Annotated in this window: 14 protein-coding genes; 10 read left to right on the top strand and 4 right to left on the bottom strand. The window is 56.7% G+C overall.

Going from position 1 to position 16,913, the window contains the following annotated elements:
• Window positions 1-353: 353 nt before the first annotated feature.
• Window positions 354-1,154, top strand: a complete 801-nt coding sequence (locus G491_RS0110605) for a crotonase/enoyl-CoA hydratase family protein (protein WP_028314575.1) — start codon at window positions 354-356, stop codon at window positions 1,152-1,154.
• A gap of 393 nt (window positions 1,155-1,547) precedes the next feature.
• Entirely contained in the window at window positions 1,548-2,330 is a 783-nt protein-coding gene (locus tag G491_RS0110615; protein WP_028314576.1) for a glucose 1-dehydrogenase, read from the top strand.
• A gap of 181 nt (window positions 2,331-2,511) precedes the next feature.
• On the opposite strand, the gene G491_RS0110620 is transcribed toward G491_RS0110615, so the two are convergent.
• Complete coding sequence (locus G491_RS0110620) at window positions 2,512-3,867, bottom strand: acetyl-CoA hydrolase/transferase family protein (RefSeq protein WP_028314577.1); 1,356 nt, start codon at window positions 3,865-3,867, stop codon at window positions 2,512-2,514.
• A 317-nt stretch (window positions 3,868-4,184) separates the two neighbouring features.
• On the opposite strand from G491_RS0110620, the gene G491_RS0110625 reads away from it, so the two are divergent.
• The 4 genes from G491_RS0110625 to G491_RS0110640 are packed head-to-tail and all read left to right on the top strand — an operon-like array spanning window position 4,185 to window position 10,608.
• Window positions 4,185-4,820, top strand: coding sequence for a TetR/AcrR family transcriptional regulator (locus G491_RS0110625; RefSeq protein ID WP_028314578.1), 636 nt, complete (start codon window positions 4,185-4,187; stop codon window positions 4,818-4,820).
• Between the two features lie 35 nt (window positions 4,821-4,855).
• Window positions 4,856-7,255, top strand: a complete 2,400-nt coding sequence (locus G491_RS30325) for a pyruvate formate lyase family protein (RefSeq protein ID WP_035218445.1) — start codon at window positions 4,856-4,858, stop codon at window positions 7,253-7,255.
• Window positions 7,252-8,157: a glycyl-radical enzyme activating protein gene (locus G491_RS0110635; RefSeq protein WP_028314579.1), complete on the top strand. Its 906-nt coding sequence runs from the start codon at window positions 7,252-7,254 to the stop codon at window positions 8,155-8,157. Before G491_RS30325 ends, G491_RS0110635 begins: the two co-directional genes overlap by 4 nt.
• 39 nt (window positions 8,158-8,196) lie before the next feature.
• Window positions 8,197-10,608 carry a pyruvate formate lyase family protein gene (locus G491_RS0110640; protein ID WP_028314580.1) on the top strand — a complete coding sequence of 804 codons (2,412 nt, stop codon included), beginning with the start codon at window positions 8,197-8,199 and terminating at the stop codon, window positions 10,606-10,608.
• A 43-nt stretch (window positions 10,609-10,651) separates the two neighbouring features.
• Here the strand turns inward: G491_RS0110640 and G491_RS35855 are convergent, their stop codons facing one another.
• Window positions 10,652-10,951 (bottom strand): class I SAM-dependent methyltransferase, encoded by a 300-nt coding sequence (locus tag G491_RS35855; RefSeq protein WP_345917596.1) that lies wholly within the window; start codon window positions 10,949-10,951, stop codon window positions 10,652-10,654.
• A 424-nt stretch (window positions 10,952-11,375) separates the two neighbouring features.
• Between G491_RS35855 and G491_RS0110650 the strand changes: the two genes are divergently transcribed.
• The 4 genes from G491_RS0110650 (at window position 11,376) to G491_RS0110665 (ending at window position 14,122) form a co-directional block, all read left to right on the top strand.
• Complete coding sequence (locus G491_RS0110650; RefSeq protein WP_169829420.1) at window positions 11,376-11,966, top strand: TetR/AcrR family transcriptional regulator; 591 nt, start codon at window positions 11,376-11,378, stop codon at window positions 11,964-11,966.
• A gap of 122 nt (window positions 11,967-12,088) precedes the next feature.
• A complete protein-coding gene (locus G491_RS30330; protein ID WP_051327175.1) occupies window positions 12,089-12,601 on the top strand; it encodes a MaoC family dehydratase in 513 nt (170 codons plus the stop codon).
• A gap of 77 nt (window positions 12,602-12,678) precedes the next feature.
• Window positions 12,679-13,119: a MaoC family dehydratase gene (locus G491_RS0110660; RefSeq protein ID WP_028314583.1), complete on the top strand. Its 441-nt coding sequence runs from the start codon at window positions 12,679-12,681 to the stop codon at window positions 13,117-13,119.
• A 214-nt stretch (window positions 13,120-13,333) separates the two neighbouring features.
• Window positions 13,334-14,122 (top strand): enoyl-CoA hydratase/isomerase family protein, encoded by a 789-nt coding sequence (locus tag G491_RS0110665; RefSeq protein ID WP_035218449.1) that lies wholly within the window; start codon window positions 13,334-13,336, stop codon window positions 14,120-14,122.
• Window positions 14,123-14,518: 396 nt separating this feature from the next.
• Here the strand turns inward: G491_RS0110665 and G491_RS0110670 are convergent, their stop codons facing one another.
• Both G491_RS0110670 and G491_RS0110675 read right to left on the bottom strand, forming a co-directional pair.
• Window positions 14,519-15,703, bottom strand: a complete 1,185-nt coding sequence (locus tag G491_RS0110670) for a TetR/AcrR family transcriptional regulator (protein ID WP_028314585.1) — start codon at window positions 15,701-15,703, stop codon at window positions 14,519-14,521.
• A 31-nt stretch (window positions 15,704-15,734) separates the two neighbouring features.
• The gene (locus G491_RS0110675; RefSeq protein ID WP_028314586.1) at window positions 15,735-16,907 is read right to left on the bottom strand and encodes a 4Fe-4S binding protein; all 1,173 of its coding nucleotides are present in this window, start codon (window positions 16,905-16,907) and stop codon (window positions 15,735-15,737) included.
• Between the last annotated feature and the right edge of the window lie 6 nt (window positions 16,908-16,913).

Here is a 16,913-nt window from a genome sequence, read left to right on the forward strand (position 1 = left end):
ATCACGGAATACACGGAACGCACGGAATAATATATTTCCGTGACATCCGTGTTTTAAGAACTTTCCCTTAAAAATCCAGCGATTCTCCCTTCGTCATTTCAAAGCGTCCTGGTTTACGCAGGGGCGCCGCTTGCCGCACCCTTGCGCCGCCTCTTCTTGCCGCATTCTCACAAGTGTGATAGACCCCTAAAAAGCATCACTCAGGCCTGAACGGTCAATTATCATCTTTTTGACGAACATCCTAAAAAACACGGGACGCGGAGAAATAGGGCTTGCAACGACAAGCCCGGGCAGGCGGGTACGCGGCTGGAAAATCATGGTTCGGACAAAATACTATCAGGGAAGGAGAAGCTATGGCGGATATCGTTACTCTGGAAGTCAAAGACCACATCGGTTTTGTCACGTTTAACCGGCCGGAAAAATACAACGCCCTCAGCCACGAGATGATCCGGAAGATTATCGAAACCGGCGAGAAAGTGATGGAGGACAAGTCCATTCGGGTGGTGGTTTTGTCGGGCAATGGAAAAGGCTTTTGCGCCGGGCTTGATATGGAGAACTTTCAAAAAATGGCCGACGGCGACGACAAGCTGGAGTTGTTCGCCCGAGCCTACAACACCCCGGCCAATAAGGCCCAGCAGGTGGGGTGGGTCTGGAAACAGGTTCCGGTCCCGGTCATAGCCGCGCTGCACGGCGTGGCCTTTGGCGGCGGCCTGCAAATAGCCCTGGGGGCTGACATCCGGCTGGCCGCTCCGGGCACGCGTTTTTCGGTCATGGAAATCAAGTGGGGCCTGATTCCGGATATGTCCATCACCCAGACCCTATGCGATCTGGTTCGTCTGGATGTGGCCAAGGAACTGACCTTCACCGGCCGCATCGTCGAGGCCAAGGAAGCGGCGGAATTGGGCCTGATAACCCGGGTGGTGGAAGACCCCCTGGCCGAGGCGACCGAGATGGCCAAGCTCATAGCCTCCAAAAACCCGGACGCCATTTCCCGGGACAAACAATTGCTGGAATCCGCATGGCGGGCCGGCGCCGCCAAGGGCATGCTGATTGAGGAAAGCCTGCAGCGGGAGATCATCGCCACGCCCAACCAGATCGAAGCGGTCATGGCTGAGTTCGAAAAACGGGACCCCAAATTTTCGGACAGGTTCTAAAAAGCATAACTGCGCCTCCGGCGACAAACTTTTGAAAAAGTCTGATCAAAACTTTAAAAATGGCGCTTCGCGAAAAAAAGGTGTGATGGCAAAACCGCCGCGAAGCGCCTCATCTTAAATCTCTCCCCCCCGGCGAAGGAAAGTCAGGTTGGGAGGATGTTTTTCCCGAGCATTCTTTTAGAGATTCAGGAGGCCTTCCGCCGCTTCCCATTGACTCTGTGTAAAATCCGGATTTTTGAGTTTTGTATGATCCTCCCCGTGTATTTGCGAACCGACAGGATGGCGCTTGCCGCTCCTTTACAGGTGTGATAAGATTCCGAACGATCGCTCGCTAATATGATGGGGCGTAAAGTTTTCAGGACGCCTCCCAAAAACAAAGCAAAGGGGAAAGTTATGCAAGATTTATTCAAGTTGGAAGGAAAGACGGCGGTGGTTACCGGCGGGTCCCGCGGCATTGGCTATATGATCGCCACCGGGTTTGTGGAAGCCGGGGTCAAGGTGTACATTTCGGCGCGAAAAGCGGACGCGTGCAACGCCGCCGCTGAAGAATTATCCAAAAAGGGCGAGTGCATTTCCATTCCCGCGGATCTGTCTTCCGAAGAGGGCGTGAAAAATCTTTGCGACGCCATTAAAGAGCGCGAAGACAAATTGGATATTCTGGTGAACAACGCCGGCGCCACCTGGGGAGCGCCCTTCGAGGAATTCCCCAACGCCGGCTGGGACAAGATATTGGGCATCAATGTCAAGGGGCCGTTTTTCATGACCCGGGAATTGATGCCGCTTTTGAAAAAGGCTGCCGATCCCGAGGATCCGTCCCGGATCATCAATATCGGCTCCGTGGCCGGATTCGACACCGGCGGCGTGGCTTTTTCCTACGGACCCAGCAAGGCCGCCGTCCACCAGATGACCAAAAACTGGGCCTTTCAGTTCGCCAAGGATCACATAACGGTAAACGCCATTGCTCCCGGACCCTTCCCGAGCAAGATGATGGCCTTTTTGACCGATAATGAAGAAACCCGCAAAATGGTGGAAGCGGGAATTCCGCTGGGCCGGATCGGCACGCCGGAAGACGCGGCCGGCCTGTCGATTTTTCTGTCCTCCAGGGCCGGCGCCTATGTTACAGGCGTGATAATTCCCTTGGACGGCGGCATGCTGGTCCAGGGTAAGTCAGCATAGATTTTCGCCGGAACGGTAACCATGAAATATAGAGGGGGCGTCTGCGCGGAATATCCCGCAGACGTCCTCTTTGTTTATGGCGGCTGGTCAATTCAAAGGCGGCATTATTTCTTCCGCCGTCCCATCATCACTTCAAAAGGCGCCCGCCGGAGGCAGCCGTTCGGCAATTCGCACTTCTGTTTTAAAGCTCCTCATAGGCGGTGAAGCCTTTGGGGCTTGTCTCTTTCAGGGCCTGGCGGGGTTTGTGAAAGCCTTCGTGGTCGTAAATATGCTGCAGCAATCGCTCCCTTTCGGCAGGCTCGGCGAGATAGGCTATTCCAACGGCGTGCTCTCCAATGCTCAACCCGCGCGGGTCGAAAGCCCCGTATTCGGAAACAATGACCACGGGATCGGCGGCAATGGCCGTGGAGGAAACGCCTTCCGGGCATTTTTCAAGCACTTTGGACGCCCCCTTGCCGGTGGTGGACTTGATGGCGATGATGGGCGTTCCCCCATGGGACAGATAGGCGCCCCTGAGAAAATCGGCCTGCCCGCCTATGCCGCTGTATATCTTGTTTGCGCTTAGGGAGTCGGCCCAGATATTTCCATGCAGGTCCACGCCGATGGCGCTGTTGACGGCGACCATATTAGGCTCGGCCGCTATATTTAACACGCTGTTGGTGACGTCGCAGGGGCGGCTTTGGACGGAGCTGTTGTAATGGAGCCACTGGTATCCGTCATGGTCGTCCGCCAGGAAAAGGGTGGAGATGCAAAAATCCCGCTGGGTGTATTTGTTGGTGGCGATGCCTGTATCCACCAGCTTCCTCATGGCCGTAGCAAACAACTCCGTATGAATGCCCAGATCCTTAACCCCTTTTTCTATCACGGCGTCGGTGACGGCTTCGGGAACCTCGCCGATTCCGTACTGAAGCGTGCATCCGTCATGGATGTATAGCTGGGCTATCAACCGGGCGATTTTTTTCGCGCGGTCGTCCGGCTGATGGGAGGGGTTGACGGGCAGTTCATAGTCCGTGTCCAGGAGATAGTCGATGCTCTCCTCCCTGACGGTGGTTCCCAGGATAAAGGGCATGCGGGCGTTTCGTTCCGCAATGACAAGCCCGCCCCGGGCCTTGACCGTTTCGATGGCCGCGGGCACGGCTTCCACGCCGCTTCCCAGGCTGTAGTTGCCTCCGTTGTCCGGGCCGCTTACGGATATGAGGGCGACGTCGGGTTGAAGGTGCGACCTGATCTGGCGGGGAATGTCCGAAAGATGCATGAGCTGGTACATGGCCGTGTCGTTGTTTACGGCCGGCCTGGAATAGGCGCTGTTAAAGATGACCCGGTGGGTTATCCGGGCGCATGTTTCCAGGGAAAACAAGGCTTCGATATCCCCCAAAAGAAGCACGCCAAGCAGCTCGACGTCCTGAATGGAATCATCGGAGGCCAGGCGCTTCAACAAAACCTGGGGCGTGGATGCGTTTCCCGCGCAATAGATTCTGCTCCCCTTTGGGATGGTTGCGCTGTTGACAGCCTCTTCAACCTTGGCGACATGTTTCATAGTGTATTTCCCCATTGAGTTATTGATGTGTGATTGGATGCGTCATGCATTATAGCCTTAAGAAGGCATCCTATCAAGATTTTAGGTCCCTGGGGGGCGTGGGCGTTTGCGGGGAGGCGGCGTCGATTTTTTTGGCGCTCTTTTCCTGTTAACAGAGCATTTGATTTGTATACAGCTAAGGCAGCTTTTTGTCTTTATTTAATTATAACCAATAATTTCGATTTTCTATTAGAATTTATACAGACGATTAAATATACTTCTTGACATGAAGGGGTCTGGCGCCTTATGAATTAGAGCAAATGCTCTAGGAGGTTGCTTTGCTCGCACGCGCTCAAAAAAATCAGGCAAGGGGAAATTCCACACGGACCGCCATCATGCGGGCCGCCACCGAATTGTTCGCCCAGTCCGGCTACAAAGGCACCCCGATCAGGGCTATCCTGAAAAAGGCCGGGGTTTCCATGGGGTCGTTTTACCATCACTTCAAAGACAAGGCCGATCTCTACATCTCCATAGCTGATGAGGGCAGCCTGGCTGTCCGGCGCTTCATGCGGAGCGTGGGAGACTTTGAAACCGGAGACTCCCTGAATGACCGGGCCTGGAGTTTTTTCCGGGCTTACATCCAGGCGGCGGCCAAAAACGACTCCATGGTGCTTTTGTTGATTTCGGAAAAGGAAACCCTGCCTGAAAACATCAAGACAATGATGGAAGACGAAATCGCCCGGCACCGCAGGGATCTGGAGCAGGGCCTTATGGCCGGCGTGGAAGCCGGACTGTTGAAGCCCATGGACGCGCGCATGGCCTCGGAGGCCATTGTGGGCATGGTGCTCCATATGGTCAGGGTTTATTTTACGGACCCCTCCGTGGAAATGGAGGACGTCATCAGCGCCCTGGCCCGCTCCACCGTGGGGATTATTCGCTCCATGCCGGGCCTGAACGGGGATGACGGCGTGTAACGGGGACGGGATGCGCTTCCGCCCAAGGAGGGATCATGCAGACGGACGCCAGACAGCTAAAGGAAAAACTCACGGTAAAGGCCGTGCGCAATGTGCGCCGGGGTTATGAAAAGGACGAGGCTTCCCGGGGCATGTACCGGCCCGAAGTCAAGCTGGACCTTGCCAGGAGCCGCCTTTTGACCAAATCGTATAAGCAGACCGAAGGCGAACCCATGGTGCTCCGGCGCGCCAAGGCCATCCGGAGCATCCTCTCCCGCATGCCCATTTACATCCAGGACTGGGAGCGGATTGTGGGCAACAACGTGTCCACGCCCAACGGCATCTATTTCGGCATCGACATGAACTGGCGCAGCGTAAAAAGGGTGGTCTCCGGCGAGGAGGGCAAAACCCTTTTGGACGACGCGGGCCGGGCCGAACTCGCCCAATTGGTCGCCTACTGGGAGGGGAAATCCCTTTCCGACATTCAAAAGAACGTCTTTTCCGGGGACATTTTGAAATACTGGAAATACGAGGGGACCTTTATCTGGACCCATTGGTCCGAGTTAGGCATCCCGGATCATGAAAAGGTCCTGGCCGTGGGATTTAATGGCATCATCCAGGAGGCCAAAGCCCGGCTGGAGGAGATCGACCGGACCGTGCCCCCGGACTATGTGGACCAGAAGGAATTTCTGGAAGCCGTGATCATCGCCCTGGAGGCGGGCATTACCTTCGCCGGCCGCTATGCGGCTTTGGCCCGGGAGCAGGCAAAAGAGGCCCAGGCCCCGGAAGACGGAAAACGATTGCTGAAAATTGCGGAAATCTGCGACAGGGTTCCGGCGCAACCGGCCAGGACTCTGGAGGAGGCCCTCCAGTCCTTTTTCTTCGCCCACATCATCCGTTATATCGAATACTCCAGCGTGGGCATCGGCGTGCGTTTCGACAAGGTGTTCGGCCCCTTTCTGGAAAAGGACCTGGCCGGCGGAGCGATCGCCCGCCAGGAGGCCCTGGAATTGCTCAAGCTCCTGTGGGTCAAGTTCAATGAACTGGGGATGATATACTCGCCCCTTCTTTCCGCCGTGTACGGGGGCGCGGCCACGGTCCAGGCCATCACCCTGGGCGGCGTGGATGAATACGGCCTGGACGTGACCAACGAGATGACCCATCTGGTCCTTGAAACCGCGGAATTCATGCAATCGCTGGAGCCCAGCATCTGCCTGCGGTATCACGACCAAACGCCGGACGACCTGTTGTCCAGGGCGGTGGACGTGATCCGCACGGGTGTGGGCTATCCGTCGCTTTTTAACGACAAAGCCATCCTTCCCATGCTCAAAGGCTGGGATGTGCCGGAAAAAGACGCCCGGGACTACGGCGTTAGCGGCTGCGTGTATATGGAGCTTCCGGGAAAGAACATTGTCCGCCGGGCCTATGGAGGCATCCATCTGCCCAAGGTGCTTTGGTGGGGCCTGCACCAGGGGGTGAATCCATTAAACGGCGAGCAGTACGGCGCCAGGACCAGGGATCCCCTGGCCTTTACTTCCGCGGAAGACCTCATGGACGCCTACCTGGAGCAACTGGCCTTTTTCATGGAGCGGTTCGTCAAAATCGAAAACACCTGCCGGGCTTTGTACGAACGGTATCTTCCAAGGCCGTATTTATCGGCCATCACCCAGGGCTGCATCGAGCGGGGCCAGGACTGCCGCAAATGGCAGTATCCCTCCATTGTCCACGACATCTGCATTGTGGCGGGCGCCTCCAACGTGGCGGACGCCTTAACCGCTGTGGACCAGGTCGTCTTTAAGGACGGGAAAATCTCCATGCAGGAGCTTCTGGACGCCCTGGCCGCCGACTGGGAAGGGCATGAACACGTGCGGCGCCTCATGCTTAACGCTCCCAAGTACGGCAACGACCATCCCGAAGCCGACGCCTGGGCCCAGCGGGTCCATCACGGGACGGCGGAGGTCATGGCCCGGTTTAAAAACCGCTTCGGCTACGCCTGCCGGGGGGATGGAAGCGCGGTCTCCGGCACGTACGGGGCGGCCTTGATGTGCCCGGCCACGCCTGAGGGCAGGAGAAACGGGGAGGCCTTTGCCGACGCCACCCTGAGCCCGGTGTTCGGAGCGGATCAAAAAGGCCCCACGGCGGTTTTGAAATCCGCGTCCAAAATCGATACGCTAAAGACATACAACCACCTGTTGAACCAGAAGTTCTCCCCGGACATGCTTTCCGGAGACATGAAAGAGGTCTTCATGAATTATATCCGGGCCTGGGGGGACCTGGGAATCAGCCACATCCAGTTCAATATTGTGGATCGTGACACCTTAATAAAAGCCCAGGAAAACCCGGCCCAATACCCGGACCTCATCGTGCGGGTGGCCGGATACAGCGCCTATTTCGCCGACCTTTCCAAGGGGCTGCAGGACACCATCATCGCCCGCACCGAGCAGAGTTTCCAATGAGACGGACAGGGACGATTTTCAATGTACAGCGTTTCTGCACCCATGACGGCCCGGGCATCCGCACCACGGTCTTCTTCAAGGGCTGCCCCTTGCGGTGCAAATGGTGCTCCAACCCGGAATCCCAGAAAATGGCGCCCCAACTCATGGTGCGGCCCTCCAAGTGCACGGGGTGCGGGGCCTGTGCAGCCGCCTGTCCGGTAGGGGCTGTCGTATTGCTTCCGAACCGGCCCGCTCAAACCCGGTGGGAAGATTGCACCCACTGCTTTTCCTGCGTGGACGCCTGCCTCTACGGCGCCCGGGAGGCCGCCGGCCGCGAGGCGAGCGTGGACGAGTTGATGGAGGAAATCCTGGCGGACCGGGTTTTTTACAAAAATTCCGGCGGAGGGGTCACCCTATCGGGCGGAGAGCCTCTTCTTCAGCCCCAATTCGCCGCGGAGCTTCTGGCCCGGTGCAAGGAAGAGGGCCTGCACACGGCGCTGGAAACCTGCGGCCACGCGCCCAAGGATGCCGCCGCCCAACTGGCCCGGAGCCTGGACCTGGTCCTTTTTGACGTCAAGCAATTGAATCCGCTTAAACACCGGAAATACACGGGCATGGACAATAACCGGATATTAAGGAACCTGGAGTTTTTTTCCAAAAACACGGAAACCTGGCTCAGGGTCCCCTTGGTGGCGGAAGTCAATGATTCGGAAGACCACATGGAGGCCCTGGCCAATCTGGCGATTAGACTGGGCGTTCAAAAAATCTCCCTTTTGCCCTACCACGAGGGCGGGGCGTCCAAGGCGGATCAGATCGGCCTGGAATACCCCATCCCCGGCGCCAGCAAACCGCCGGACGATCACATAAAGCGCCTGGCGCGCATCGCTTCGGATTTGGGCATAGAGGTTTCCGTCGGGCATTAGGTTTTTTTTCGGAATATTCAAGACAAAAGGAGTCAATCCATGGCAACGCATCCTCATCAGGAAAAAAATGTCCGGGACCATTTGGTCGTCAAAACCGTGCGCAACATCCGCAAGCACGGGGGTAGGGAAGAGGACGCGGACAAGGGCATGTACCGCCCTGATATCCGCCTGGACCTGGAGCGCTCCATTCTCCTAACCGAATCCTACAAGGCCACGGAAGGGGAGCCCATGGTGCTGCGGCGGGCCAAAGCCCTGGACCACATCCTTTCCAATATGACCCTTTATATTCAGAACTGGGAAAAAATCGTGGGCAACAACGTGGCCACGCCTCAGGGCCTTTTTTTCGGCATCGACATGAACTGGCGGAGCGTGCGCAGGATCGTGGACCAGGATGAGGCCAAAACCCTGCTGGACGACGAAGGCCGCAAAACACTGGACGAGCTCATCGAATACTGGAAAGGAAAATCCATGAGCGACATCCAGCAGAAAATGTTCACAGGCCCGGTCCTGGAATGCTGGCAAATTCCCAAGGGCGGCGCCGGAACCTGGTCCCACTGGTCCGAGCTTGGCGTGCCGGATTACGAAAAAGCCTTTGAACTGGGGTTTTCCGGGCTCATCAAACAATGCCGGGCCCGGCTTGTCGAAATCGATCAAACCGTGCCCCTTGACTACGTGGATCAGAAGGAATTTCTCCAGGCCGTGATCATCTCCCTGGAAGCCGTGATAAAATTCGCCCGCCGTTTTGCGGCCCTGGCCTGGGAAAAAGCCGCCCAGACCGATGATCCGGCTGATCGGGCGCGTCTGGAGGCCGTCGCCAAGGTGTGCGACAGGGCGCCGGAGCGCCCGCCCGAAACCCTGCACGAGGCCTTGCAATCTTTTTTCTTCATCCATGTGGTGCGCTATATTGAGTTTTCCACCCTGGGCATCGGGGTGCGTTTTGACAAGGTGTTCGGCCCTTATTATAAAAAGGATCTGGAAGCCGGACGCATCGCCCGCGAGGAGGCCCTGGAGCTTTTGCAGCTGTTATGGCTCAAGTTTCACGAACTGGGCCTGATATACTCCCCCACCCTGTCCGCCATTTACGGGGGCGTGGCCGCACTCCAGGCCATTTGTATCGGAGGCGTGGACGAGACGGGAAAGGACGTCACCAATGAAATGACCTATCTGGTCCTGGATTGCGCCGAAAAAATGCGCTCGCCGGAGCCCACCATCGCCTTGCGGTATCATGACGGGACGCCCCGGGAACTGATATCGCGGGCCGTGGACGTGATTCGTACGGGAGTCGGCTACCCCGCCTTTTTCAACGACAAGGCCATCCTCCCCCTTCTGGAACGCTGGGAGGTTCCCCTGCATGACGCCCGGGATTACTCCATTTCCGGCTGCGTTTACCTGGAACTGCCGGGGAAGAATATTTCCCACCGGGCCTATGGCGGATTCATTTTGCCGGCGGCCCTTTTGTACGCATTGTCCCAGGGGAGGGACGCGGCCGGAAACCTGGTGGGCGCGCCCACTCCCGACCCCATGGGGTTCGCCGGCATCGAAGACCTCATGGACGCCTACGAGGAGCAGGTGCGGTATATGTTCCAGCGCTTATGCACCATCGAAAACACCTGCCAGACCCTGTACGAGCGGCATCTGCCCCGGCCATTCTACTCCGCCCTCCTGGAAGGGTGCATTGAAAAAGGCATGGAAACCAAAAAATGGGGCTATCCCTCGCCCGTGGCGAACATATGCATCGTCCTGGGGCCGGTGAACGTCTCCGACGCCATGGCCGCCATCCAAAAAAACGTCTTCGAGGAAAAGACCGTCGCCATGGAGGACCTTCTGGCCGCCCTGGCCTCCAATTGGGAGGGCTACGAACACGTGCGGCGGCTCATGATCAACGCTCCAAAATTCGGCAATGACGACGACTATGCCGACAGGCTGGCCGTGGAGGTTCAACACCGGAGCGCGGCGGCCATGGAAAAAGCCAAGAACCGGTTCGGCGTCTCCTGCCGGGGCGACGGAAGCGGGATTTCCGCCACCTACGCGGCGGGGGCCTTCCTGCCCGCTACGCCCGACGGCAGAATGGCCGGGGAGCCTTTGTCCGACGCCACCCTGTCTCCGGTCTTCGGCATGGATAAAAAAGGCCCCACCGCCGTTTTGAAGTCCGCCTCAAAAATCAGCACAAAAGAGACTTTCAACCACCTTCTCAACCAGAAATTCCTCCCCCAGGCCTTGTCCGGGGACATGAAGGAGGTTTTCATCGATTACATCCGCTCCTGGGGCGACCTGGGCGTCAGCCAGATCCAGTTCAACGTGGTGGACCCCCAAACCCTCCTGAACGCCCAGGAAAATCCGGAAGAGCATGCGGACCTCCTGGTGCGGGTGGCCGGATACAGCGCTTATTTCGTGGATTTGTCCAAAGGGCTCCAGGACTCCATCATCGCCCGCACGGAGCAAAATTTCTGAAAGGAGGCGGAAACGAGAACCCCGCACCAGAATCATTGGGTTTTCAAGCGCCCGCCTTATAAATGAAGTACCTCCCCGGCTTGACCGTGGAAGGGACGGGAACGGACTCCCAGCTTGCATGCTCCAGGGGAAGGCTGGAAAACATTATCCCTCCGGGGACCATCATGGCGTGGATATGGGGGACGGCCAGGGCGGCCAGCTCCAGGCTGGATTCCAAATCGGTGGTGGACATTTCGTAATGGGCGAAAACCGCAGACCGGTTTAGTTTTTTGGCGGCCTGGGGCGCGGTGGTCAGGAGGTCTCCCAGGAAAATCATGTCTTCGGGCGGCGTGCTCCAGGCAATCCCTTTGGGCGTACATCCTGCGCATAAAGCTGTCCAGCTTACTCATGAAGAGGGAATTCCTACGGTTGGATGGGTTCTGCGGCAATCGCCAATAGCCAATGTGAATACCCAACATCCGCGAGCCTGTCAATTATTGCAGAAGGATGGCTTTTGCGGAAGGTTGCGCTATTAGGGCATATTTTGTTTTTGCGCCGCATAAGCCCGTCATCCCTGCAAGGGCGATCCGCTTTTTCAGGATCGCACGCAAGCGGGGACCCAGCGTTTTTATAATGTCAAATGCGCCTATACCGGCTTACAAGTCTTTTTTCCTCATTTTGGCATTTCCTGTACGGTTGACAGCCCGGAACAAAACATGTTATCAACCGGCTGGGCGGTCGAAAAAAATCAAGGTTCTAAAAAGGCCCCATCGGAAGGAGCGGCGCCCTTGCCCAAGCAAAGCCAGGAAGACAAAAGAAACCACATCGCCGAAGTTGCGGCCAAGGTGTTCAGCAACATGGGCTACTTAAGCTCTTCGCTCCAAGACGTGGCCCTGGCGGCCGACATGAGCAAGGCCGGCCTGTATCACTATTTCAAATCCAAGGAAGAGCTTCTGGCCTTCATCCTTTTGAAAAACACGGATTCCTTTTTGCACGCATTGCGGGCTTGCATCGCGGAGAACGTCCAAAACGGCATGGCGCCCAAGGACTCCTTCAAAAGCCTCATGCAGACCTACGCCCGCCACCTCAATCAGGATCAGGACCTGCGCTTGATCGTCCTGCGGGAAAGGCATCAGCTTTCCGGCCAATATAAGGACGAGCTGTTCGCCAAGGAGCAGGAGCTTTTCCGGACCTTACGGGAAGAACTGAAAAAGGTTCCGGACGTGGAAGAGGACCTGGATTTGAACGCCATCATTTTTCTGTTTATCTCCATGAGCCACTGGCTGGGCTACTGGTTTAAGGAAGGCCTGCCCTTGGGCATGGACGAGATCATCGACCAGAACATCCGCATTATTTTAAAAGGCATTTTGAAAGAATAGCGCTATCCCGGCAAAGGCCGGAGATTTGGAAGGCTGCAGGCAAGCGCATTATTCGGCGATTTTTTCGACCGGCTGGCCGGTTGATAAATCCTAACCGCACAAAGCAAAAGGAGGCTTAAACCATGACAGCGGAAAAACTACCGGATCGCTTTGAAAAAGACTTCTTCAAGCACGAATCGCAGCAGCGCAGTTGGGACGACCTGGTGGTGGGCGAGACCTACGACGCCGAGCCCTTTGAGGTCACCCCGGAACGGATCCAGCTGTATGTGGAAGGCACCGAAGACTTCAACCCGTTTTTCACGGATGAGGAGGCCGCCAAGAATTCCCAGTTTGAAGGTTTGATTGCGCCTCCGACAATTCTTACGCCCATTGTTTTCGCCGCGGTTTCCCCGGACAGCTGGATTAAAATGCCGGGCGCCATCAATCCAGGGCAGCGGTGGGAGTTCGGCGTTCCCGTGCGCCCTGGCGACACTATCTATTGCCATATCAAGCTCAGGGACAAGTATATCAAGCGGGGCAAAAAATACGCCATGTCCGAAATGCACATCACCAATCAGAATGACGAGTTTGTGTGCAGGTGGACCGGGGGGCTGGTGCTGCAGTTCCAGGGCAACGAGGAAATGAAGAACCGCTAACTTAAGACAATTCCTGTCCTCAAATTGAGGGCCTGAAAAGGCCGTATCCATTACGGCCCGGATAAGGAGGCTTTAACATGTCGGAAATATTGGAATTTGGAAAAGTTGACCTGGGTTATGAAATTCCCGAGCAAATCAGGCATATCACCCAGGAGAAGATCAACAAGAACGCGGAGGGCTCTCTTGATTTCAACCCCATCCACATCGATCCGGCCTGGGCCAAAAAGGTGAATCTCATGGGCAAAGGGACGACAATCGCCCACGGCATCATGACCGGGGCCTTTATGGGAAAGATCGTCACGGACTGGGCGTATCCCGGCGGCGCATTTTTACAAATGCTGGACGTTAAATTCATCCATCCCGTGCGTCCGGGGGACGACATCACGGCCAGGGGCAAGGTGACGGAAAAGCATCCCCGCCCGGGAGATGAGTCCTTTGTGGTCCTGGAGCTTTGGTGCGAAAACCAGGAGGGCGTCAAGGTGGGGGTGGGGCAGGCTGCGGTTAGGATTCCGGTTTAGGCGTCTGTCCGCGCATTTGAAGACATCGCGCAAAAGCCCTTTCTCCATAAAATTTCAAGGCCGGTCAGCCGAACAAAAAGGCTGTCCGGCCTTTTTGCTTGCATCATCCCGGATGATATTTTAGCCTGTTTTACAAATGTGTAAGCCGGATGTGAACGGCGCTCCTTAAGGTAGCTAAAGAGCTTTCACGGGACGAATATTAGAGCAGGTGAAAATGGGCGACCAGAGTAATTCTCAGGAGCTGATTATTAGGAAAGAAGGTCCGGTTTGGCGGGTGATCTTAAATCGGCCGGAAAAGAAAAACGCCATCAATGATAACATGTTCGCGGGCCTTAAACGGCTTGCCGAAGAGATAACGGAGAATCCCGACCTGTGCCGGGTTGTGGTGTTCAGCGGGGCCGGAGACGTGTTCTGTTCGGGCGGGGATTTGAAAACCCTCATGGGCGGCGGCTACGGCGGCGACGTTTCCGCCATCAGAAACGAGTTCCGGGGCTTGCAGCACACCCTTGATCAGGTGGAAGCCATGCCGGTCCCCACGATCGCGGCCATCCACGGATACGCTCTGGGCGCCGGCCTGCAATTGGCCCTGGCCTGCGATTTCCGCATTGCCGCGGAGGACGCCAAGCTGGGATTGCCTGACGTGAAAAACGGCTTCATCCCCGGAATCGGCGCAACCACCCGGCTGCCCCGGCTCATCGGCTTGGCCCGGGCCAAGGAACTGCTGCTCATGGGATCCAATATTGACGCAAAAAAAGCCCTGGATTTCGGGCTGGTCAACGCAGCGGTTCCCTTGGAGGACTTGGAGTCGGCCGTGGAGGAATGGTGCAGTCGGTTGATCCGGCGGGCGCCCATGGCCGTGGCTGCGGGTAAATATTTATTGAACACCTGGGCCGACCTGGAGGAAACCGCGGACGTGCAGATGAAGCTCCTGGCCAGCGAGGACGCCAAGGAAGGCGTCACCGCTTTTTTTGAACGGCGCGCCCCGAATTTTAAGGGGAAGTAAATCTGGGAGTCGATTTCATAGGCTTTATTCGGCAACCTCGGCGAAATTTCGAAATGACACTGGGTCCCCGTTTCCGTCATTGCATCATGATGATTGTAAAACTACCGCAATCATCATGCCTCCATGGCTCCACGGGGATGACGGAGAGTGGAGGCTTTCATAGCAAAAAGGTCGTAGATATGCTGTTCTCGCTTTCATCAAAACCCAACAAACGCCCGATGAATTCCGGCTCACTGTTTTGAGCCGTCATCCCCGCAAGGGCGATCCGTCTTTTCGGGATCGTCCGCAAGCGGGGACCCAGCGTCATTTTTCATAAATCCAAGCGGCATACATCTCAAGGCAGGACTGAAGAAAAAAGGCTGCCGGAAGGGCGCCTGGCCGGGAAGTTTTGCACCACTAACCTTCCCGGGCCTCTTCCTTGGGCGTGGACACGGCGTCCAAGAGCAGGTCGATCAATTCGTCGATTTCCTTCATTTTGTCGTTGTTTTTTCCTTCCTCCACAATCATCCAGCGTAACGCCATGTGGCTGAAGGCGCCGATGAACACGTTGCGGAAAACCCGCAGGTTTACGTCCTGGCGGAAGTCGCCCCGGTTTTGGCCCTCCTCGACCACCTTGTCGAGGATCTTCAGATATTTCTGGTAGCTTTTGTAGGCTGGCGACGAGTAAAACTGGATGTTCAGTTGATTGTGGAGCAGAAACACCTTCAGGAAATCCCGGTTGATCATGTACAGGGCGAAGTGGTAGCGGATCAGGCGCCTTAGCTTGGCGAAGGGGCTCTTTACGTCAAAGGAGTCCATGATGGACTCCAAATGCTCCTTGAGCCGGGTTTCCGGGACGGCCAGGAGCAGGTCGTCCTTGTTTTTAAAATAATCGTAAATGGCGCTTTCCGACACGGCCGCTTCTTCGGCGATGTCGATCATTTTGGCCTTGTTATAGCCCTTGGCCGCAAAGATTTTTTCCGCGGCCAGCAGAATCCTGGTGCGCTTGTCCCTTTCCGGAGGATCGGGCCTGACCTTGATCATGGGAAGGATCAGGTTCATGAGGTGCTCCAGGTCGGTGCGGCTTTTTTCGATTTCCCCCGAGGCGATGCAGCTTATCGCCTCAAAGTCCATGGCGCCGTACACCGCGTCCCGGATAATCCCCATATTCACATCGTTGCGAAACTGGCCGTCTTTCACGCCCTGGGCCAGTATGTCGGTCATGATCCCGGCGTGCTTGCGGATTTTCCGGTAGGCCTCGGTCTTGTAGAAATCCGCGTTGGAGCGGCATTCAAAAAGGAGGATGCGGGCGTAGCCGGGGTTGAGATCGTTGTACTTGAGGCCGTACCAGATGAGCTTGCGGAGGCGCGACTCCGGGTCTTTGATCCCTTCCAGCTGCTCCGCCAAAAGGTCCAGGGCCTCCTCCAGCTTGATGGAGGCCACGGAAAATAACAAGTCCTGTTTGTTTTTGAAATACTGATAAACCAAAGAGTCGGCGACTTCGGCCTTTTGAGCGATTTTGGCGATGGTGGTTTCTGCGATGCCGCTGGCCGTGATAAGTTCCTCCGCGGCCAGTAATATTCTGTCTTTGGTTGTCGTCATATTGGATTGTTTTACTTTCCGTCGCCGTTTTTTAGCGTTTAATCCCGAGCGCACCCTTGATCGTGCTGGCCGCCTTGCCTACAAACCCTTTTTTGTTGGCCATGATGGCGTCCATGAGCGCGCTGTAATCCTCGGGCGGAGTCCGTTGCCTGGTCTTGGGCGCCATGGTCAAGGCTTGGGGCTTGCAGGCTGCGGCGCACAGGCCGCAGCCGATGCATTTGCCCAGGTCGATTTTGACGGCGTCTTTTTTCATTTTAATGGCCTGGGTGGGGCAGCGCTTTTCGCATTTGCCGCACAGGACGCATTTGTCCGAATCCAGGGCGGCCCTGAAATTGGACTGCACAAAGTCCGCGGGCCGGGGCGCGGCCGCCAGCATGTTGAAGACCCCGCAGCAGCAGGGACAGCACATGCAGGCGAAGGAGGGATTTTTTTCGTTGGAGACCTCGATCACCAGGCCGTCCCTTTCGGACAGGGCGATCACCTCCATGGCCTCCTCCACGCCGATCCTCCTGGCCCATCCGTTTTTGATGTACATTTCCCCGAAGTCATGAAAGGCCATGCAGGTCTCCCGCCGGTCCGTCCTTTCGCAGGGCGCGCCCAGCATGTCCCGTCCCTTGCGGCAGATGCAGGTGGTCAGGGCGATGCTGTCTCCGGCGTCTGCGATGATGCGGCGGATTTCGTCGTGGGTGGAGATCCTGTGCTGGGGCGTGATGCTTTTTTCCACCGGAACGATGCGCATCTGCTGGGGAACCGTGGACAAATATTCAAAGCCCATGGCCTCGGCCATGTACTGGGTGGCGTCCAAGTACAGGCCTGCGTTCATGGAGGCGATCTGGGTTTCGAAAAAACCGACCACAAAGGGAAGCAGGCAGATTTGGGGCTCTCCATCCGGATTCTTGATGAGAAGGGCGCCGTTCTTTTCCATACTGGCCAGGCGCCGCTCCATTTCCGCGGAAGGAATGCCCTTTTGGGAGGCACGGGCCAGGATGACGTCCTTGGGCTCCGGCTTGTAGCTCAGGTGCAGGGCGGCCTCCGCCTCCCCCGGAGTGAAGATGGACCGCAAAATCCTTTTTTCCACCCCGCTCACGGACCGGGGGAAGCCCACCGGCATGGTGTTCAAATGCTTGGCGAGCCTCCTGTAAGCCGTTCGCGCCTGCCAGTGCTTCTTACCCTGGTCCCCCAGGACTGCTGCAAGCCTTTTCATTACCCC

Origin of the sequence: Desulfatibacillum aliphaticivorans DSM 15576 (assembly GCF_000429905.1) — a bacterium.
GTDB lineage: Bacteria > Desulfobacterota > Desulfobacteria > Desulfobacterales > Desulfatibacillaceae > Desulfatibacillum > Desulfatibacillum aliphaticivorans.